Genomic DNA, 16,983 nt, shown 5'->3' with positions numbered 1-16,983 from the left:
ATCACGAGAGAGTCGATGGGCCTGTAGGTGGAGCTGCCAGCTCCACCAATCGAAGCAATCTACTTGGAATAAAACGTTAATTCAAGAGCGAAGCCCATCTCGATGCGGAAGGCCTCCAAACCGAAGTGGCCAATGCAGGCAGTGCCGGCCAACCTCCACGACGCCCCTCTCTACATGCGGGCACCCCCATGCTCGTCGCTTCGAAACGTCGGCCGGGCCGGCCAACCTCCACGACGCCCCTCTCTACATGCGGGCACCCCCATGCTCGTCGCTTCGAAACGTCGGCCGGGCCGGCCAACCTCCACGACGCCCCTCTCTACATGCGGGCACCCCCATGCTCGTCGCTTCGAAACGTCGGCCGGGCCGGCCAACCTACAACCACGACGCCCCTCTCGGCATGCGGGCACTGCGAACGGGGTTCGTTTCGGCAGCGTTCGCCTGGAGATGGAGACGTCGTGCAGCACCGACACGTCCTGCGCGACGCCTCTCCGAGAAATGCGGAAACGCTCGAGATGGCCACTTCGATCGAAGGTCCCGATCAGCGCGTTTAGGAAACCTGCTTGGGCACGGCGCGCAGTTGCGGACGATGGGTCGCCTTCTTCTGGTGACCCTTCCACGAGGTCATGCTGGATGAGGCGCCGAGCATGTCGCTGAGCACGTCGGTGACGAACGTGGGGAAGACGCCCTTGAGGAAGGGGATCAGCTTCACCATGAAGGGCTCGAGCACGAAGATCTGATCGTCGCGTACCGCTTCGTAGACCTTGTCGGCCAACTGTTCCGGGGTGAGGAACGGCGTCAGCATCGGGGCCCGGACGCCTTCGAACATGCCGGTCTTGACGTAGCTGGGACAGACCGTGGTGACCTTGACGTGTTCCTTGCCCAGGTGCTTCAGTTCGAGCCGCAGCGACTCCGAAAGGCCGATCACCGACCATTTGCTGGAGGCGTAGGTGGCGCCGAAGGGCAGGCCCACCAGGCCCGAGGCACTGGCGATGTTCACCAGGTGGGCCTGTTCCTGTTCGATCATGCCGGGTAGAAAGGCGTGGCACACCGCGGCAAGGCCCATGGTGTTGACCTTGTAGGTCAATTCGTGTTTCGACATGTCCACATCCAAAAAGGAACCGCCGAACACCACGCCCGCGTTGTTGACCAAGATGTGGATGGGTCCCGCTTCGCGCAGAATCTTGTCGCGCGCGGCGGTGACCGATTCGTAATCCGTCACGTCCATTTCGAAGGCCGCCGCCTCGTAGCCCAAGCCGCGCAGCTCTTCGGCGGCCTCGTCCAGTTTGGCGCGGTTGATGTCGGTGAGGACCAAGTGGGCCCCGGCTTCGCCCAGCCGTTTGGCAATTTGGAGCCCGATACCTTGCGCACTTCCGGTTACTAGAGCCTGTTTTCCCTGTAAGTCTCTCATGGGATCACCTTCATGACTGAGTTTCGCGGATCGCATTCGCAATCCGCCCGAGACGAGGTCCAGAGTTCGAAGGGGAGATGCAGGAGGAATCGGAATGGATGGAAGCCCCAGCGGGCATCCGGCCGGTGTGTCGGGGTCGAAGGAGAGGCCGGTTGAACGTGAATTCCAGAGCGAAGAGTCTCGGGGTTAGATGGAACATGATTCCATTGTAGCGGGTATGCCGAGGTGCGGCAAGTTTCCTGTGGTCGGGTACGGCCCCTTTCCGCTCGCTTTCGAGTTCTCGGCTGTGCCGAGATGCGGCGCAAAAATGCCGTTCACCAGGCGTGATTTCCCATTTTCTTTGAATCGAATCATGGTATTTTTTGCCTCAATCGTTCCCCGATCCCCGATGAGCCGTCCTTTTTACCGGAACCCTCTTTTTCGTCATCCGGCAGGTTCCGGGGCTGATTTTTGGGTGCTATGATCTTGCTTTTATTCGACGCTACCCCTCCCCCTTTCGGGTTTTCCCCACACACATTCGCGTTACGAGGACTGAACCATGACTGAACGGGACTACGACGAGGAAGAACGCAATGGCGACGGCCAGGAAGGCGGCGAAAACGATATCGCCATCGTCGGCATGGCCTGCCGTTTCCCAGGCGCGCGCAACATTCACGAGTACTGGCACAATTTGCAGAACGGCGTGGAATCGATCCTTCCGCTGACCGACGAGCAGTTGTTGGCCGAGGGCGTCTCGGCCGAAACGCTGAAACATCCCAACTACGTGAAACGCTGCGCCGTGCTTCAGGACATGGAGCAGTTCGATGCGGAGTTTTTCGGGTTCAGCCCCAAAGAAGCGGCCATCATGGATCCCCAGCATCGCAATTTTCTGGAGTGTGCCTGGGAGGCGATGGAAGATGCCGGCCACCTGCCCGAAACCTACGACGGCTCCATCGGGGTGTACGCCGGTTGCGGCATGGGCAGTTATTTTATGTTCAACCTGCTCACGAATCCCGACCTGGTGGACAACGTGGGCATGTTCCTGCTGCGCCACACCGGCAACGACAAAGATTTTCTTTCCACGCGGGTTTCCTACTGTTTCAACCTGACCGGTCCCAGCATCAACGTCCAGACCGCCTGTTCCACCTCGCTGGTGGCCGTCCACACGGCCTGCCAGAACCTGCTCAACGGCGAAACCGATTTGGCTCTGGCCGGCGGCGTGACGATCGACATGCCCCATCGTCGCGGCTACTACTTCAAGGAGAACGAGATTCTCTCGCCGGACGGCCACTGCCGCGCCTTCGACCACCGCTCCAAGGGGACGGTGTTCGGCAGCGGCGCGGGCGTCGTGGTGTTGCGGCGGCTGGACGATGCGCTCGACGACGGCGACCACATCTATGCCGTGATCAAGGGCTCGGCGATCAACAACGACGGTTCGGCCAAGGTCGGGTACCTTGCGCCCAGTGTGGACGGCCAGGCGGCGGCCATCGCCGAGGCCCTGGCTGTCGCCAACCTCGAGGCCGATACCATCAATTATGTAGAGTGCCACGGAACCGGCACGCCCATGGGCGACCCGATCGAGGTATCCGCGCTGACCCAGGCCTTTCGCCAGACCACCAAACGCAAGGGCTTCTGCGGCATCGGCTCGGTGAAGACCAATATCGGTCACCTGGATACGGCCGCCGGCGTGGCCAGCCTGATCAAGACCAGCCTGGCCCTACAGGGCCGCAAGCTGCCGCCCAGCCTGAACTGGGAGGCGCCCAACCCCCAGATCGATTTCGAAAGCAGTCCCTTTTACGTGAACCACCAGCTCAACCCCTGGAAGGAAGGCGACACGCCCCGTCGTGCCGGCATCAACAGCCTCGGTGTCGGCGGCACCAACGCCTTCGCCATCGTCGAAGAGGCGCCCGAACGGGATCCCACCGATCCCCACGATGCCCCCTTCCACCTGATCACCCTGTCGGCCCGCAACCGCGCGGCCCTGGACGATTACGGCAAGCGCCTGGCGGCCCACCTGCGGGCCCATCCCGACCTGGACATGGCCGATGTGTGTTACACGCTCCTGACCGGGCGGCGTGCGTTCGATACCCGCCGCGTGGTGGCCGTGCGCGATGCCGCCGAGGCGGCCGAGTTACTGGCGTCCGGCGACACGCGCCGCCTGTTCACCCACACGGTTGAATCCGGTACCCCCTCGCTGGTGTTCATGTACGCCGGTGGCGGCTGCCAATACCCGCGCATGGGCCGCGATCTCTACGAAGCCGAGCCGGTCTTCAAGAAACACGTGGATCGCGGCCTCAAGCTCCTGGCCAAGCTGGATGGTGTCGACTGGGATCCGCGGGACCTGTTTTTCGCCGAGGCGGGTCGCGACGAAGAAGTGGACACGGTGCTCCAGCGACCGGCCGTCCAGCTACCGCTGATTTTCATCGTGCAATACGCCCTGACCCAATACTGGATCGACCAGGGCGTGGAACCCAAGGCATTGATCGGCCACAGCTTGGGCGAAAACACGGCCGCCTGCGTGGCCGGTGTCTTCTCGTTCAAGGATGCGCTGGGCCTGGTGACCCTGCGCGGCCAGCTCTTCGAAACCGTACCGCGCGGCGGCATGATCAGCGTGGGGCTCGCGCCGGAGAGGGTCAGGGAGATTCTGAACGACCACCCCGACCTGGACCTGGCCACCATCAACAGTCCCGAGTTCTGCGTGGTCAGCGGCCCCTCCGAACCGTTGGACGCCTTGCTGCGCGACCTTGAAGCGCGCGAGATCGAGGCCCGTCGCGTGCCGATCGACATCGCCGCCCACTCGCGCATGCTGGAGAACATTCTCCTGCCCTTCGGCGAATACCTGCGCTCCATCAAGCTCAATCCGCCCAAGATTCCCTTCGTGTCCAACGGCAGCGGTACCTGGATCACCGACCAGGAAGCCACCAGTCCCGACTACTGGGTCGGTCACCTGCGCAACACGGTCCACTTTGCCGAGGGGGTCACCATCCTGCTCGAGGAAAAGAACCGCGTCTTTCTGGAAGTGGGACCCGGGCGGACCCTGGTCTCGTTGGTCAAGCAACATTCGGGCATTACGCCGACCAGCAACCTGCTCCACACGCTGCGTCACCCGCGCGATCTCGTCGACGACCGGGCCTTTCTGCTGGCCGCGCGCGGCCGGCTCTGGGCCGCGGGTTTCGACATCGATCTCAAGCAGATCTTCGGCGACGAGTTCCGCCATCGGGTTTCGCTGCCCACCTACGCCTTCCGCCACCAGCGCTTCTTCATCGAGCCCGGCAAGATCAAGCTCGCCGAAGACGACGCAGCCCACATGCTCTACAAAATGAGGAAGGAAGAGGATTGGTACTATCAGCCGGCCTGGAAAAAGCGCCGGCCGATTCCTTCCTCGGAAGACCAGACCTACACCTGGCTGGTCTTTCTGGACGATGCCGGCATCGGCAAGCGACTCGTGGCATTCCTGCACGCCAACGGCCACGAAGCGGTCACCGTGCGCGAGGGCGACGCCTACTACAAGATTTCGCCCAACGAGTATCTGCTGTCGCCGGAACACGGCCTCAAGGAATACGAAGACCTGCTGCGCGATCTGGTCAACAACGGCAAGACTCCGCACCGCATCGCCCACTGCTGGATGTTGACCGCCGAGGAATCGTTCCGGCCGGGGTCCAGCTTTTTCCACCGCAACCAGGAGCGCGGCTTCTACAGCCTGTTCTTCCTGGCCAAGGCGTTCGCCAACGAGAACGTGCCGGGTCCGATGCACATGGTGGTGCTCACCAACGGCACCGTTCAAGTAGGTGAGGAAGACCTGCCCTATCCCGAAAAAGCCACGCTGTTGGGTCCCGCCAAGGTCATTCCCCGCGAATTCCCCGAAATCACCTGTGCCACGGTCGATGTGGAACTGCCCCAAATCGATCAGCTCAGTTTCGGGCGCAAGCGGTTTCCCGAGGCCTACCGCCTCGACCGCCTGGCGGCGCTGGTGGAAGACGAGTTGCTGGCCGAACCGGGCAACCACCTGTGTGCCTATCGCGGTCAGACCCGTTGGGAGTTGCACTACGATCGCAATGCGCCACGCAAGGTCAAGGGCGTCCCCAACCGCATCAAGGCCGGCGGCGCCTATCTGATCACCGGCGGTCTCGGCGGTTTGGGCCTGGTCATGGCCCAGTACCTGGCCGAGCACGCCAAGGCCAAGTTGGTGTTGATGAGCCGCAGCCCGTTGCCGCCTCGTTCGGAATGGGATCATTGGCTGGATAGCACTCCGGAAACCCACCGCACCCACCAGCGCATCGCCAAGATTCGGCACCTGGAAGAGTTGGGCGCCGAGGTGGAACTGGGCGTCGCCGACGTCACCGACATCGACGCCATGCGCGAGGTGGTGGAAGAGGCCGAGCGTCAGTTCGGGTCGATCGACGGGGTGCTGCACACGGCCGGTGTACTCAAGGACGATCTCATCCAGCTCAAGACCCAGTCCGACATCGAGGATGTGTTCACGCCCAAAATCCACGGAACGCTGATGTTGGATGAGTTGTTCCGCGATCGCGAGCTGGATTTCATGGTGTTGTTCTCCTCTACCAGTAGTGTGATCTCGCCGGCCGGTCAGATCGATTACGTGGCCGCCAACGCCTTTCTCAACAGTTACGCCCAGAGCCGGGCCTCGTTGCCCAACCGCAACACGGTCGCGATCAACTGGGGCGTCTGGGGCGAGGTCGGCATGGCCGCCGACGCCGCCGGGCGCATGCAGGGTGGTGAAGAGCCCTCCGGCGACCTGGCGCCGGCCAAACACCCGCTGTTCGACACCCGCGAAACCGACGAGCACGGCATCTCGGTGTTGCGCGCCACCTACACCACCAAGAATCAGTGGGTTCTGGATCAGCACCGGACCCTGAAAGGCCACGCGATCGTGGTCGGTACCGGGTACCTGGAAATGGCGCGGGCCGCGCTGGTCGAGCGCGGCGAGCGGAATTCCTACGAAATCGCCGACCTCTACTTCTTCCGTCCCTTCTACGTCGCCGACGACGAGCAGAAGGACATGCGCGTGCGCATGCGCCCGGACGAGGACGAACTGTTGTTCGACGTGCAGAGCAAGCGCGTGTTCGACGACGGCCGCATCGGCTGGGAAACCCATGCCCAGGCCCGCTTGATTCCCTACGCCTCGCCGGCCGTGGATCCGGTCGATCTGGAGGCGATACGGGCGCGCTGCACCCAAAAGCACCAAGCGGATCCCGACGGGTTCCGCACCGGTCAGGAGCGCTTCATGCAGTTCGGTTCGCGTTGGCGCGTACTGCAGACCGCCGATTACGGCGACGGCGAGGCGATCGCCAAGCTGCAGTTGCCAAAAGCGTTCGAGGCCGAGCAGGCCGACTACCAGCTTCACCCGGCATTGTTGGATCTGGCGACCGGATACGCGATGGACCTGATCGAAGGCTACGAGGGCACCGATCAGCTTTGGGTTCCCGTCAACTACAAGAGTGTGCGCATTCGCGGGCCCCTGCCGCGCCTGGTGTACAGTTGGATGCGCAACCACGGCCGCAACCGGGCCGAGGGCGAGACGGCGACCTTCGACATCACGATTACCGACGAGCAGGGCAAGGTCCTGCTGGAAGTGGAGCAATTCAGCATCAAGAAGCTGGACGGCGGACCGGATTTCGCGGTGGCCAAGCCGCCTTCCGCATCCGAATTGGAGTTCGAGGTCCAGCACAACGACGAAGGCGAGCGCCAGCTCTCGCCCGCGGAGAAGATGTTCCGGCACAACCTCGGCCAGGGGATTTTGCCCGAGGAGGGCACCCGCGCCCTGGCCCACATCCTGGAGGCCGAGGCCACACCCCAGGTGATCTTCAGTTCGCTGGATCTGCACAAGCTGATCCAGCAGACCGAGGAATCCACTCGCGAACAGGAAGAGGCCGACGAGTCGACCAAATTCGACCGACCCGAGCTCTCGAGCGAGTACGTCGAACCCCGTGACGAGATTGAAAAGACCTTGGCGGGTATCTGGGAAGAACTGTTGGGTGTCAACAACATCGGCATCAAGGACAGTTTCTTCGACCTCGGCGGCCACTCGTTGATCGCCGTCCGGCTGTTCGCCAAAATCAAGAAGGCCTATCAGGTGGAGTACCCCATTTCGGTCCTGTTCGAGGCGCCCACGATCGAGGGCTGCGCGGACATGATCCGCGATGCGGTGGGCGATCAGGCTGCGGCCGAGGGAGATCAGGCCGCGAGCACATCGGCCGAGAGCGAATCGCGCAAGCGTCGCTACACCCACCTGGTGGCCATGCACCAGGGCAAGGGCGGCGACCGAACGCCGTTTTTCCTGGTTGCCGGCATGTTCGGCAACGTATTGAATCTGAGACATTTGGCGCATTTGATCGGCACCGATCGCAAGTTCTTCGGACTGCAGGCACGCGGCCTCTACGGCGGTGACCAGCCCCACGAGAATTTCGAGGAGATGGCGCGCGATTACCTTGCCGAGGTGCGCACCGTGCAGCCCAAGGGACCTTATTTCATCGGCGGATTCAGCGGCGGCGGCATCACGGCCTACGAGATGGCCCAGCAGCTCCGCGAGCAGGGTGAAGAGGTGAGTCTGCTGGTCATGCTGGACACGCCGATCCCCAAGCGCCCCTACCTGACCAAAACCGACCGGCGCAAGATCCACCTGATTAAGCTCAAGCAGCGCGGCTTCGCCCATTTGCGCGAATGGGCCGAGGAACGCTATGCCTGGGAGTTGAAGAAGATCCGGCGGCGTATGGGCGAAGAGGTCGAAGAGGAGACGCCCCAGGTCGCGTTCCACAGCCAGGATATCGAGGCCGCCTTCTACCGGTCGCTGGAGAAATACGACCTGAAGGACTATACGGGGCCGGTCAAGTTGTTCCGGCCCAAGCTGGACAAATGCTATCCGGTGGGCGACGACCGCTACGTCAGTTCGGAGATGGAATACGTCTTCGAGGACAACCTGTGGACGCCGCACGTGGGCGAACTGGAAGTGTTCGAAGTGCCGGGTAACCACGACAGCATGGTGTTGGAGCCGAACGTGCGGATTCTGGCGACCAAGCTGCGTCGGTGCATCCAGGAGGCCGAAGGCCGCATCTGAACGAGGCGCTGTCCGACAGGTACCAATCAAGATGATCGAATTCCGGGGGGCTGGAACGTTCCCCGGTAATCGATCCATGATGGGCGGCGCCCCGGGCGAATCCTGAAGGGATGGCCAACGGTTCCCACCCATGAATCCATGGATGGATGTGGGTCGTCCCGGGCGAATCCTGAAGGGGTGGCCAACGTTTCCCATCCATGAATCCATGGATGGATGTGGGTCGTCCCGGGCGAATCCGGAAGGGATGGCCAACGTTCCTTCTCGACCCATCATTGGACGGGCGGTGTCCCGGGCCAATCCTGGAGGGATGGCCAACGTTCCTTCTTGACCCATCATTGGACGGGCGGTGTCCCGGGCCAATCCTGGAGGGATGGCCAACGTTCCTTCTTGACCCATCATTGGACGGGCGGTGTCCCGGGCCAATCCTGGAGGGATGGCCAAACCCATGTTTGGATCAACGTTAAATAAAAATGCGTGCCGAAGGCACGCCACCAGCGGGCGTCCTGAAGGGACGACACAGTACAGCGAAGGGTGAGGTGCCGCCAAGGCACCGTAACCCTGGTTGTTCGAGGTTCCCGGACCCCAGCCCTGAAGGGGCGGCTCCGCGAAGGGCTCCACGGACTTGACGGAAATTCGGCGAAGGGCTCCACGGAGGTGACGGAAATTCCGCGAAGGGCTCCACGGAGGTGACGGGAACTCCGGGAGGCGCTTGGTAGTTCCGCCCCTCCAGGGCTGGGGTTCGGGCACTCCAAACAACCAGGGTTGCGTCGGCGCCGCCTCCTTAACCCTTCGCTGTAATGTGTGACCCTTACAGGGTCCCTGCTGGTGGCGGGCCAGAGGCCCGCGTTTTAAATTATTTGTGGTCCAAACATGAGGTCGGCCATCCCTTCAGGATTGGCCACGAGCAACGATCAACCAAGCATGCGGTTGATCCCGGACAACGAACAACCAAGCATGCGGTTGGCCACGGGCAACGATCAACCAAGCATGGGGTTGATCCCGGACGACGAACATCCAAGCATGCGGTTGGCCACGAGCAACGATCAACCAAGCATGCAGTTGGCCGCGAACAACGATTAACGAAGCATGCGGTTGATCCGGGACGACGAAGAACCAAGCATGCGGTTGATTCCGGACGACGAACATCCAAGCATGCGGTTGGCCACGAGCAACGATCAACCAAGCATGCGGTTGATCCGGGACGACGAAGAACCAAGCATGCGGTTGATCCGGGACGACGAACATCCAAGCATGCGGTTGACCCCGGACGACGAACAACCAAGCATGCGGTTGGCCACGGGCAACGATCAACCAAGCATGGGGTTGATTCCGGACGACGAACATCCAAGCATGCGGTTGGCCGCGAACAACGAACAACCAAGCATGGGGTTGATCCGGGACGACGAACATCCAAGCATGCGGTTGATGGTGGACAATGCGCATCCAAGCATCCGGTATTTCCTGCCATCCGTCCCGTTCGGTTTTTGGCGCATGCGGGGGAAGTATTGGCGTTCCCTGGGTGTTATGCTGATGTCATTTCTTTTAATAACCTTAGATACCTCACTCAAGGAGTTTTCGTGATGCTGGCCCAAATCACGCGCATCGTCGCAGTGTGTCTCTGCCTGACGATGGCCCCACATGCGTTCGCCCAAAAGAAGAAGCGACCCGACCCCGTGAAAATTCTCCAGACCTGGAAGACCGACCTCACCAAATCCGAAATCGATCTCGGCGAATTGCTCGCCGGCGGCCCCGGCAAAGACGGCATTCCCCCGATCGACGATCCCGTGTTCGTCACCGTCTCCGATGCGGCCGCGTGGCTCGATGCCAAAGATCCCGTGATCGCCCTGAAGGTCGGTGACGACGCGCGGGCCTACCCGCTGCAAATCCTCATGTGGCACGAAATCGTGAACGATACGGTCGGGGGTACCCCCGTGTCGGTGACTTTTTGCCCGCTCTGCAACGCCACCGCGGTGTTCGACCGCCGCTTCGAAGGCGCGGTGCTCGACTTCGGCGTGTCCGGCTTTTTGCGCAAATCGGATCTGGTGATGTACGACCGCCAAACCGAATCGTTATGGCAACAATTCACCGGCGAAGGCCTGGTGGGCACCCACGCCGGCAAGTTCCTGGATGTGGTCCCCAGCCAATTGATCGGGTTCGCCCAGTTCCGGAAGGCGCATCCCCAGGGCAAGGTCCTGTCGCGCGAGACAGGCCACGATCGCGCCTACGGTCAGAATCCCTACGTCGATTACGACGAGACGGACCGCAAGCCCTTTCTCTTCAAAGACGCGCTCGACGAGCGTTTACCGCCGATGGAGCGCGTGATCACCGTGAAAATCGGCAAAAAGGCCAAGGCCTACCCCTACAGCCGAACCCGCCAAAAGCGCGTGATTCACGACAAGATCGCCAAGCGCAAGATTGTCGTCTTTCATGCCGAGGGTGCGGCTTCGGCCCTGGATAAAAAGGAGATCGCCGCTTCGGAGGACATCGGCGCCACCGGTGTGTTCGATCCCGAAGTAGACGGCAAGGTGTTGAAATTCTCCTATCGTGACGGGCTGTTCGTCGATGCCCAGACCAAGAGCGAATGGGATATCACCGGCACCGCGATCGCGGGCCCGATGAAGGGCAAGTCCCTGAAGCCGATCGCGCACGGCAACGACTTCGCCTTCGCCTGGCTGGCGTTCATGATGGACACGAAGATCTACGGCGACTGAGACGCGGTTGGTCTCGTGCATGGGCTCGGCCTACCGTCGGTGACACAAAAACCGGGAAGCCCGGAATCGCCAAAGCCGGGAAGGGAAGCCTCGAACATCGGGGCCTGCCGTGGTCTCGTCCAGGTTCTGCGGATCCTGGCATTCCCCTGCGTTCCCGGGACGAAGAGTCCTGATCCCGCCTCGAAAACCCGGCCGATCCGTGAACGGTGACCCTGGGGAAGCCCTGCAAGCGAAAATCAACCAAAAAAGGCGGGAGGCCCAATCGGGGCCTGCCCGCCTCAGTGTTTGGGGATGATCGCGAGCCCGGCTGCATGCGTGTCTGCCGGGCCTGCGCTTGATTCGCTCAGCGACGCCGGCGACGACGCTGCATGCGCTCGCGACGGCGGGCGGCGCGATCGGCGCTCTTCGCCACGTTTTCGCTGGTGCCGTCGCTGTTCAGGAAGTTGACCAGCGATTTGATGGTCGGGAACCGATAGAGGTCGGTCAGTTGGACCGACACGTCGGCCAGGCGCTCGCGCATCATGCGGTGCATGCGGACGACCAGCAGCGAATGGCCGCCGATGTCGAAGAAGTTGTCCTCGGTGCCCACCTTGTCGACGCCCAGGGTCTCCTGCCAGATTTCGGCGACCTTGGTCTCCAGCTCGCTCTCGGGTGCGACGAACTCGGCTTTCGACTTCTTCTCCAGCGACTCCGGTGCGGGCAGGGCCTTGCGGTCGATCTTCTTGTTGGGGGTGTGCGGCAGCGCGTCCATCTCGACGAGCAGCGAGGGGACCATGTACTCGGGCAGCTTCGCGCGCATCAGGCCGCGCAGCTCGCCTTCGTCCGGGGCCGGCTCGTGCGAGGTGTAGTAGGCCACCAGGCGCTGGTCGCCCGGTGTGTCCTCGCGGGCGATGACCACACCCTCGACGACGCCCGCGTGGCTGTTGAGCACGGTTTCGATCTCGCCCAGCTCGATGCGGTAGCCGCGAATCTTGACTTGGTGGTCGATGCGGCCCAGGAACTCGAGCACGCCGTCCTCGCGCCAGCGCGCCAGGTCGCCGGTGCGGTACATGCGGGCCTGACGGTCCTCCACGAAGGGGTTGGCCACGAAGCGCTCGCTCGTCAGTTGGGGGCGCTTCAGGTATCCGCGCACCACGCCGTGCCCGCCGATGAACAACTCGCCCGGTACACCGGCCGGAACCGGTTGACCGTGGCCGTCCAGCACGTAGAGCTGGGTGTTGGCGATCGGCGTACCGATCGGGATCGACGACAGGCCGGGTTCGACCGATTGGGTGGAAGACCAGATGGTGGTTTCGGTGGGACCGTACATGTTGGTCACGGAACCCTTGACCAGGTCGGTCAGTTCTTCGGCCAGGGCGACCGGGAAGGCCTCGCCGCCGACCATCATGTGCTGGATGGTGCCGATCGCCTCGCGGGTCTCGTCGTGCATCAACATCATGCGCGCCATGGACGGCGTGCACTGCATGTGGGTGACCTGGTGGCGCCGGATTTGGGCCGCCAGGGAATAGTCGTTGCCGTCGCCCGTGCCCACGTTGGCGTTGGCCAGGTCCAGCACCTCCTTGAGGCGTGGCAGCATGCCCTGGACCTGTTCCGTGGGAATGCCGAAGTCGATCAGGGCCGCGATCTCGTCGACGCCGATCTCCTTGAGCCGGTTGATCATCTCCATGCAGCGCTCGGGCGTGCCGAACAGGCCGCTGGTCTCGAAGTAACGCTCGAACGCGAACTCCAGAACGCCGTCCATTTCGGCTTCGTCCAAACCACCCAGGTCGATGTCGTTGAGGGCGCCGCCCTCCTGACCTTCCGGACGCTTGAAAGCCGGGAAGGCCCAGGCGTAATTCTTGACCAGGCTGACCGAGCTGCCCAGGTACTCTTTCATCGGCTTGCGTACCAGCTCGAATACCTCGTCGTCGTCATCGCCGACGAAGGTGTGCAGCATCAGGGTGACCTTGCCGGATTTGGGATCGCGCCCGCAGGCTTTCAGCTCGTCGCGGTAGATGCGGATCTTTTCGGCGACCTCCTCGACACTCTGGCCGAGAAGGTGGGTGAGAATGTTGCCGCCGGCGCGTGCGGCCAGGCGGTAGGTGTCGGGGTTGCCCGCGGTGGTGATCCAGAAGGGCAGTTCTTTTTGAACCGGTCGCGGTTGGGTGACCACCGGAACCTGGTTGCCCAGGCCGCCTTCGAAGTCGACCGCTTCACCGCGCCACAACTTCCGAACGACCTCGATGTTCTCGAACATCTTCTTTTTGAACTCTTTGTAGTTCTCGGGGCGCAGGACGAAGTCGTCCGGCTGCCAACCGGAGGCGAAGGCCAGACCGACCCGTCCGTTGGAGAGATTGTCCAGCACGGCCCATTCCTCGGCCACGCGGATCGGGTGGTGCAGCGGCAGCACGCAACTGCCGGAGCGGATGTCGACGCGCTTGGTGACGGCCGCGACGGCGGCGCCGGTGACGGCCGGGTTGGGGTAGGGGCCCCCGAAGGCGTGGAAGTGACGTTCCGGTGTCGAAACGGAGCTGAACCCGTTTTCGTCGGCGAAGCGGGCGCCTTCCAGCAGCAGCTTGTACTTCTGGTGGCCGGGCCCGTCGTCGTTGCCCCAGTAGAAGAGGCCGATGTCCATGCCCTTGCCGGCGATCTTGGCCGAGACGGGGGCGGCGTTGCGGGCGCGATCCAGGTAGACCACCAGCTTGAAGCCGCGGGCCAGGGTCCAGAACAGCTCCAGGACCGAGATGTCGAAGGACAGGCTGGTCACCGCCAGCCAAGTGCCGCCGTTTTCGTGGGGGATGCGGCTGTCCATGCCGTGGAAGAAGTTCACCACGTTGCGGTGCTCGACCATGACGCCCTTGGGTTTTCCGGTGGAGCCCGAAGTGTAGATTACGTAGGACATGTGACTACCGGTGACGCCGCTGTCCGGATTCTCTTCGGAGCCCTGTTCGATGATCGGCCATTCGCCGTCGATGCGCACCGTGAGGGCGCTGTGTTGAGGCAGGTCGTGCAGCAGGCTGTCCTGGGTGATCAGAACCGGGATTTCGGAATCCTCGATCATGTAGGCCAGGCGATCGGTCGGGTAGTCGGGATCCAACGGCACGTAGGCGCCGCCCGCTTTCAAGGTACCCATGATGGCGACCATCAGGTTGACCGAACGCTCCACGCTGATGCCCACCAGTTTGTCGGGGCCGATGCCCTGGCCGCGCAGGTGGTGGGCCAACAGGTTGGCGCGTCGGTTCAGCTCGCCGTAGGTGACTTCCTCGCCTTCGAAGACGACCGCGGTCTTGTCGGGGTGACGGGCGGCCTGTTCTTCGAAGAGTTGGTGGACGCAGATGTCGGGGCCCAGATCGACCGCCGTCTGGTTGAAGTCCTGCAGAATTTGGCGCCGTTCCTCGGGGGACAGGATGTCCAGTTCGGCCAGCGGCTGTTCGGGGTTGGCGGCCGCGTTGTCGAGGAAGTTGGCGAACTGCTTCTGGAGCATGTTCATGGCGCCGCTGGACAGGGCGTTGGTGTCGTAGATGCAGCGGCAGGTTTGGCCGTCGGGCGAGATCACGAAGGCGAGTTGGGTGCCCGGTGCCGGTTCGACCGTCTCGCCCGGATCGCGGACTTCGATGCTGACGGGGACCAGCTTACCGGTCAGCAGCTCGGGGCGCTGGTGCAGTTCCGGGTAGCGGGCCATGATGTCGCCCAGCCAGGAGCCGCGGCTGCGTACTTTCGCCAACTCCTTGGCGAGCGTCGTCTGGGCCTTGCCGAAGCCGCTGGAGGGGCTGAGCTTGGCGCGCAGCGGGACGCGTTCGGCGGCCAGGTGTTCGAAGCCTTCGCGTGCCTTGGCCATGGCCGGATCGGTGTAGGCGATGTGGAACAGGTCCTTACCGCCGATGCGCGACAGGTAGGCGGCGGCCGCGGTGACCATGGCATCGCCCAGCCCGGCCGCATCGAAGCGATCGCGGAACGATTGGGGGACGGCGATCGGTGCGTCGCCGTAGCTCGCCGCTTCTCGAACCGTGTCGGCGGAGGCGTAGGGAATCTCGATCGGTTCCAGCCGGCCCAGGCGGCGGACCCAGAACGGCTCGGACTTGGCCAGGACTTCGGCGTGGGCGGTGAGTCGATCCGCGGTGGCCTGATCCAGCACGTCCAGGCTCTCGCCCTCGTCCAGATCCAGGGCTTCGACCACTTCCTTGACGCTGACTTCCGTGCCGCAGGTCCGGGTGAAACCCATCAGGCTCAGCAGGCCTTCGCCGGTGCAGACGTGGATGTGGTCGTCGCTCACCTCGGCGATGATGCCCGGATCCTCGTCCGCCTCTTCGTCGAGCGCGCGGGCGCGGGTCACCAGAAAGATTTTGCCGTCTTTCGTGATTTTGGGCGAGCCGATCGGGTTCTCGTAGGGGCCGAAGAACAGGGCGCGTACGAAGTTTTCCAGGGAGGTGGCGTCTTTCTGCCAATCGATGGTACAGGCCGCGGGTGGGCGATCGCTGCGCTTGAAGACGCGGCGTCCGGCGAGATCCTGCGGGGTGCGGGTTTCGGTGCCCGCCACCAATTCGTCCGCGAGTTCGGAGAAGGCCTCCATGGCCGTTTCGAAACATTTGGTGTTGATGGACAGCGAGGTTTCGCGGGGAACTACGTCGAACATCTTCTGCTTCAGGATGTCGCCGGTATCCACGCCGGAGGAGATCAGGTGCCAGGAAATGCCGTAGCGCTGTTCGCCGTTGATCAGGGCCCAGGCCGGCGTGTTCAGTCCGGCGTAGTCGGGCAGGGGACCGTCGTGGAAGTTGATGGCCGCTTTACTGGGCGCTTGAATGACGTTGTCCGGCAGCATGGCGAGATGGGTGATGCTGAAGAAGTAGTCGAAGGGCCGTTTGGTGATCTCGGACTCGTAATCGGAAGCCGGATCGAGGATGGGCACATCGTGGTGTTGTGCCCAACCGATGATGGCGTCCGTGGCGGAAATGATGCCGCGTATTTCATGCCCTTTTTTCAACAGGATTTCCGCGCATTCGATCAACAGGCGGTTTTGACCGATGATGTAGCAACTAAATCCTTTTGCGTCTGTCATTTGCCTCATCCTTACAGAGTGCGTCCATCACGTCGGACGCACGATTTTTTCGTTCCGCCGCGCCGTCCCGACATTTGGCAGGTATTTCGAGCGCGAGCCGCGATCATTTCGACGGGTTTCGTGGCGTCTGAATGTGCGGAAGGGAGAGCAGAAAGTCACTGTTCGCGGAAACCTGTCCGCGGCGGTCACTTCTCGATCTCTCGATTCGGAGAGAATGAATGTTCCTTGGTAATCGTAGCTGTTTGTGCTGAAAAGCATATCCGATCCGGAAATCAATTAAAACCTTAAACGGACTATTCTAGCCCAGCGGGCAACGGCTGGCCACCGCAGAACGCGAGCGAGGCGAAACCCGGTCGAGCACCGGACTGGCACCGGAAACTCAATGCCTTGTACCACCTGACGTTACGGACCAAATGACCCAGAAGTACCCGCATGTCGAGAGAGCCGGGAAGGCAGTAAGTTGGGCCGCCGGCCCGACCTTTCGAAGCGAGGGACCGAGGAGTGCCCGCATGCCGAGAGAGCCGAAATGGCAGTAAGTTGGGCCGCCGGCCCGACCCTTCGAAGCGAGGGACCGAGGGGCGCCCGCATGCCGAGAGTGGCGAAATGGCAGTAAGTTGGGCCGCCGGCCCGACCTTTCGAAGCGAGGGACCGAGGAGTGCCCGCATGTCGAGAGTGGCGAAATGGCAGTAAGTTGGGCCGCCGGCCCGACCTTTCGAAGCGAGGGACCGAGGAGTGCCCGCATGCCGAGAGTGGCGAAATGGCAGTAAGTTGGGCC

Annotated in this window: 6 protein-coding genes; 4 read left to right on the top strand and 2 right to left on the bottom strand. The window is 62.5% G+C overall.

The genetic code is table 11. The features are described from left to right. Positions 1-547: 547 nt before the first annotated feature. Complete coding sequence (locus J3U87_RS07585; protein ID WP_237382435.1) at positions 548-1,408, bottom strand: SDR family NAD(P)-dependent oxidoreductase; 861 nt, start codon at positions 1,406-1,408, stop codon at positions 548-550. A 538-nt stretch (positions 1,409-1,946) separates the two neighbouring features. On the opposite strand from J3U87_RS07585, the gene J3U87_RS07580 reads away from it, so the two are divergent. The 4 genes from J3U87_RS07580 to J3U87_RS07565 all read left to right on the top strand — a co-directional run bounded on the left by J3U87_RS07580 (position 1,947) and on the right by J3U87_RS07565 (position 11,173). After that, positions 1,947-8,462, top strand: coding sequence for a type I polyketide synthase (locus J3U87_RS07580; protein WP_237382434.1), 6,516 nt, complete (start codon positions 1,947-1,949; stop codon positions 8,460-8,462). A 921-nt stretch (positions 8,463-9,383) separates the two neighbouring features. Continuing rightward, a complete protein-coding gene (locus J3U87_RS07575) occupies positions 9,384-9,542 on the top strand; it encodes a hypothetical protein (protein WP_237382433.1) in 159 nt (52 codons plus the stop codon). Positions 9,543-9,647: 105 nt separating this feature from the next. Further along, positions 9,648-10,043 carry a hypothetical protein gene (locus J3U87_RS07570; protein WP_237382432.1) on the top strand — a complete coding sequence of 132 codons (396 nt, stop codon included), beginning with the start codon at positions 9,648-9,650 and terminating at the stop codon, positions 10,041-10,043. Further along, positions 10,043-11,173 (top strand): DUF3179 domain-containing protein, encoded by a 1,131-nt coding sequence (locus J3U87_RS07565; RefSeq protein WP_237384488.1) that lies wholly within the window; start codon positions 10,043-10,045, stop codon positions 11,171-11,173. Before J3U87_RS07570 ends, J3U87_RS07565 begins: the two co-directional genes overlap by 1 nt. Before the next feature lie 343 nt (positions 11,174-11,516). On the opposite strand, the gene J3U87_RS07560 is transcribed toward J3U87_RS07565, so the two are convergent. Further along, the gene (locus J3U87_RS07560; protein WP_237382431.1) at positions 11,517-16,208 is read right to left on the bottom strand and encodes a MupA/Atu3671 family FMN-dependent luciferase-like monooxygenase; all 4,692 of its coding nucleotides are present in this window, start codon (positions 16,206-16,208) and stop codon (positions 11,517-11,519) included. Between the last annotated feature and the right edge of the window lie 775 nt (positions 16,209-16,983).

The organism is Sulfidibacter corallicola, assembly GCF_017498545.1.
GTDB lineage: Bacteria > Acidobacteriota > Holophagae > Acanthopleuribacterales > Acanthopleuribacteraceae > Sulfidibacter > Sulfidibacter corallicola.
The sequence above is the reverse complement of the archived record's forward strand: the minus strand, read 5'-3'. Positions and strand labels throughout refer to the sequence as shown.

Excerpts from the sequence above, each read along its gene's own strand:
- J3U87_RS07585 (WP_237382435.1), bottom strand. The coding sequence starts at position 1,408 with ATGAGAGACTTACAGGGAAAACAGGCTCTAGTAACCGGAAGTGCGCAA.
- J3U87_RS07580 (WP_237382434.1), top strand. The coding sequence starts at position 1,947 with ATGACTGAACGGGACTACGACGAGGAAGAACGCAATGGCGACGGCCAG.
- J3U87_RS07575 (WP_237382433.1), top strand. The coding sequence starts at position 9,384 with ATGCGGTTGATCCCGGACAACGAACAACCAAGCATGCGGTTGGCCACG.
- J3U87_RS07570 (WP_237382432.1), top strand. The coding sequence starts at position 9,648 with ATGCGGTTGATCCGGGACGACGAAGAACCAAGCATGCGGTTGATCCGG.
- J3U87_RS07565 (WP_237384488.1), top strand. The coding sequence starts at position 10,043 with ATGCTGGCCCAAATCACGCGCATCGTCGCAGTGTGTCTCTGCCTGACG.
- J3U87_RS07560 (WP_237382431.1), bottom strand. The coding sequence starts at position 16,208 with ATGACAGACGCAAAAGGATTTAGTTGCTACATCATCGGTCAAAACCGC.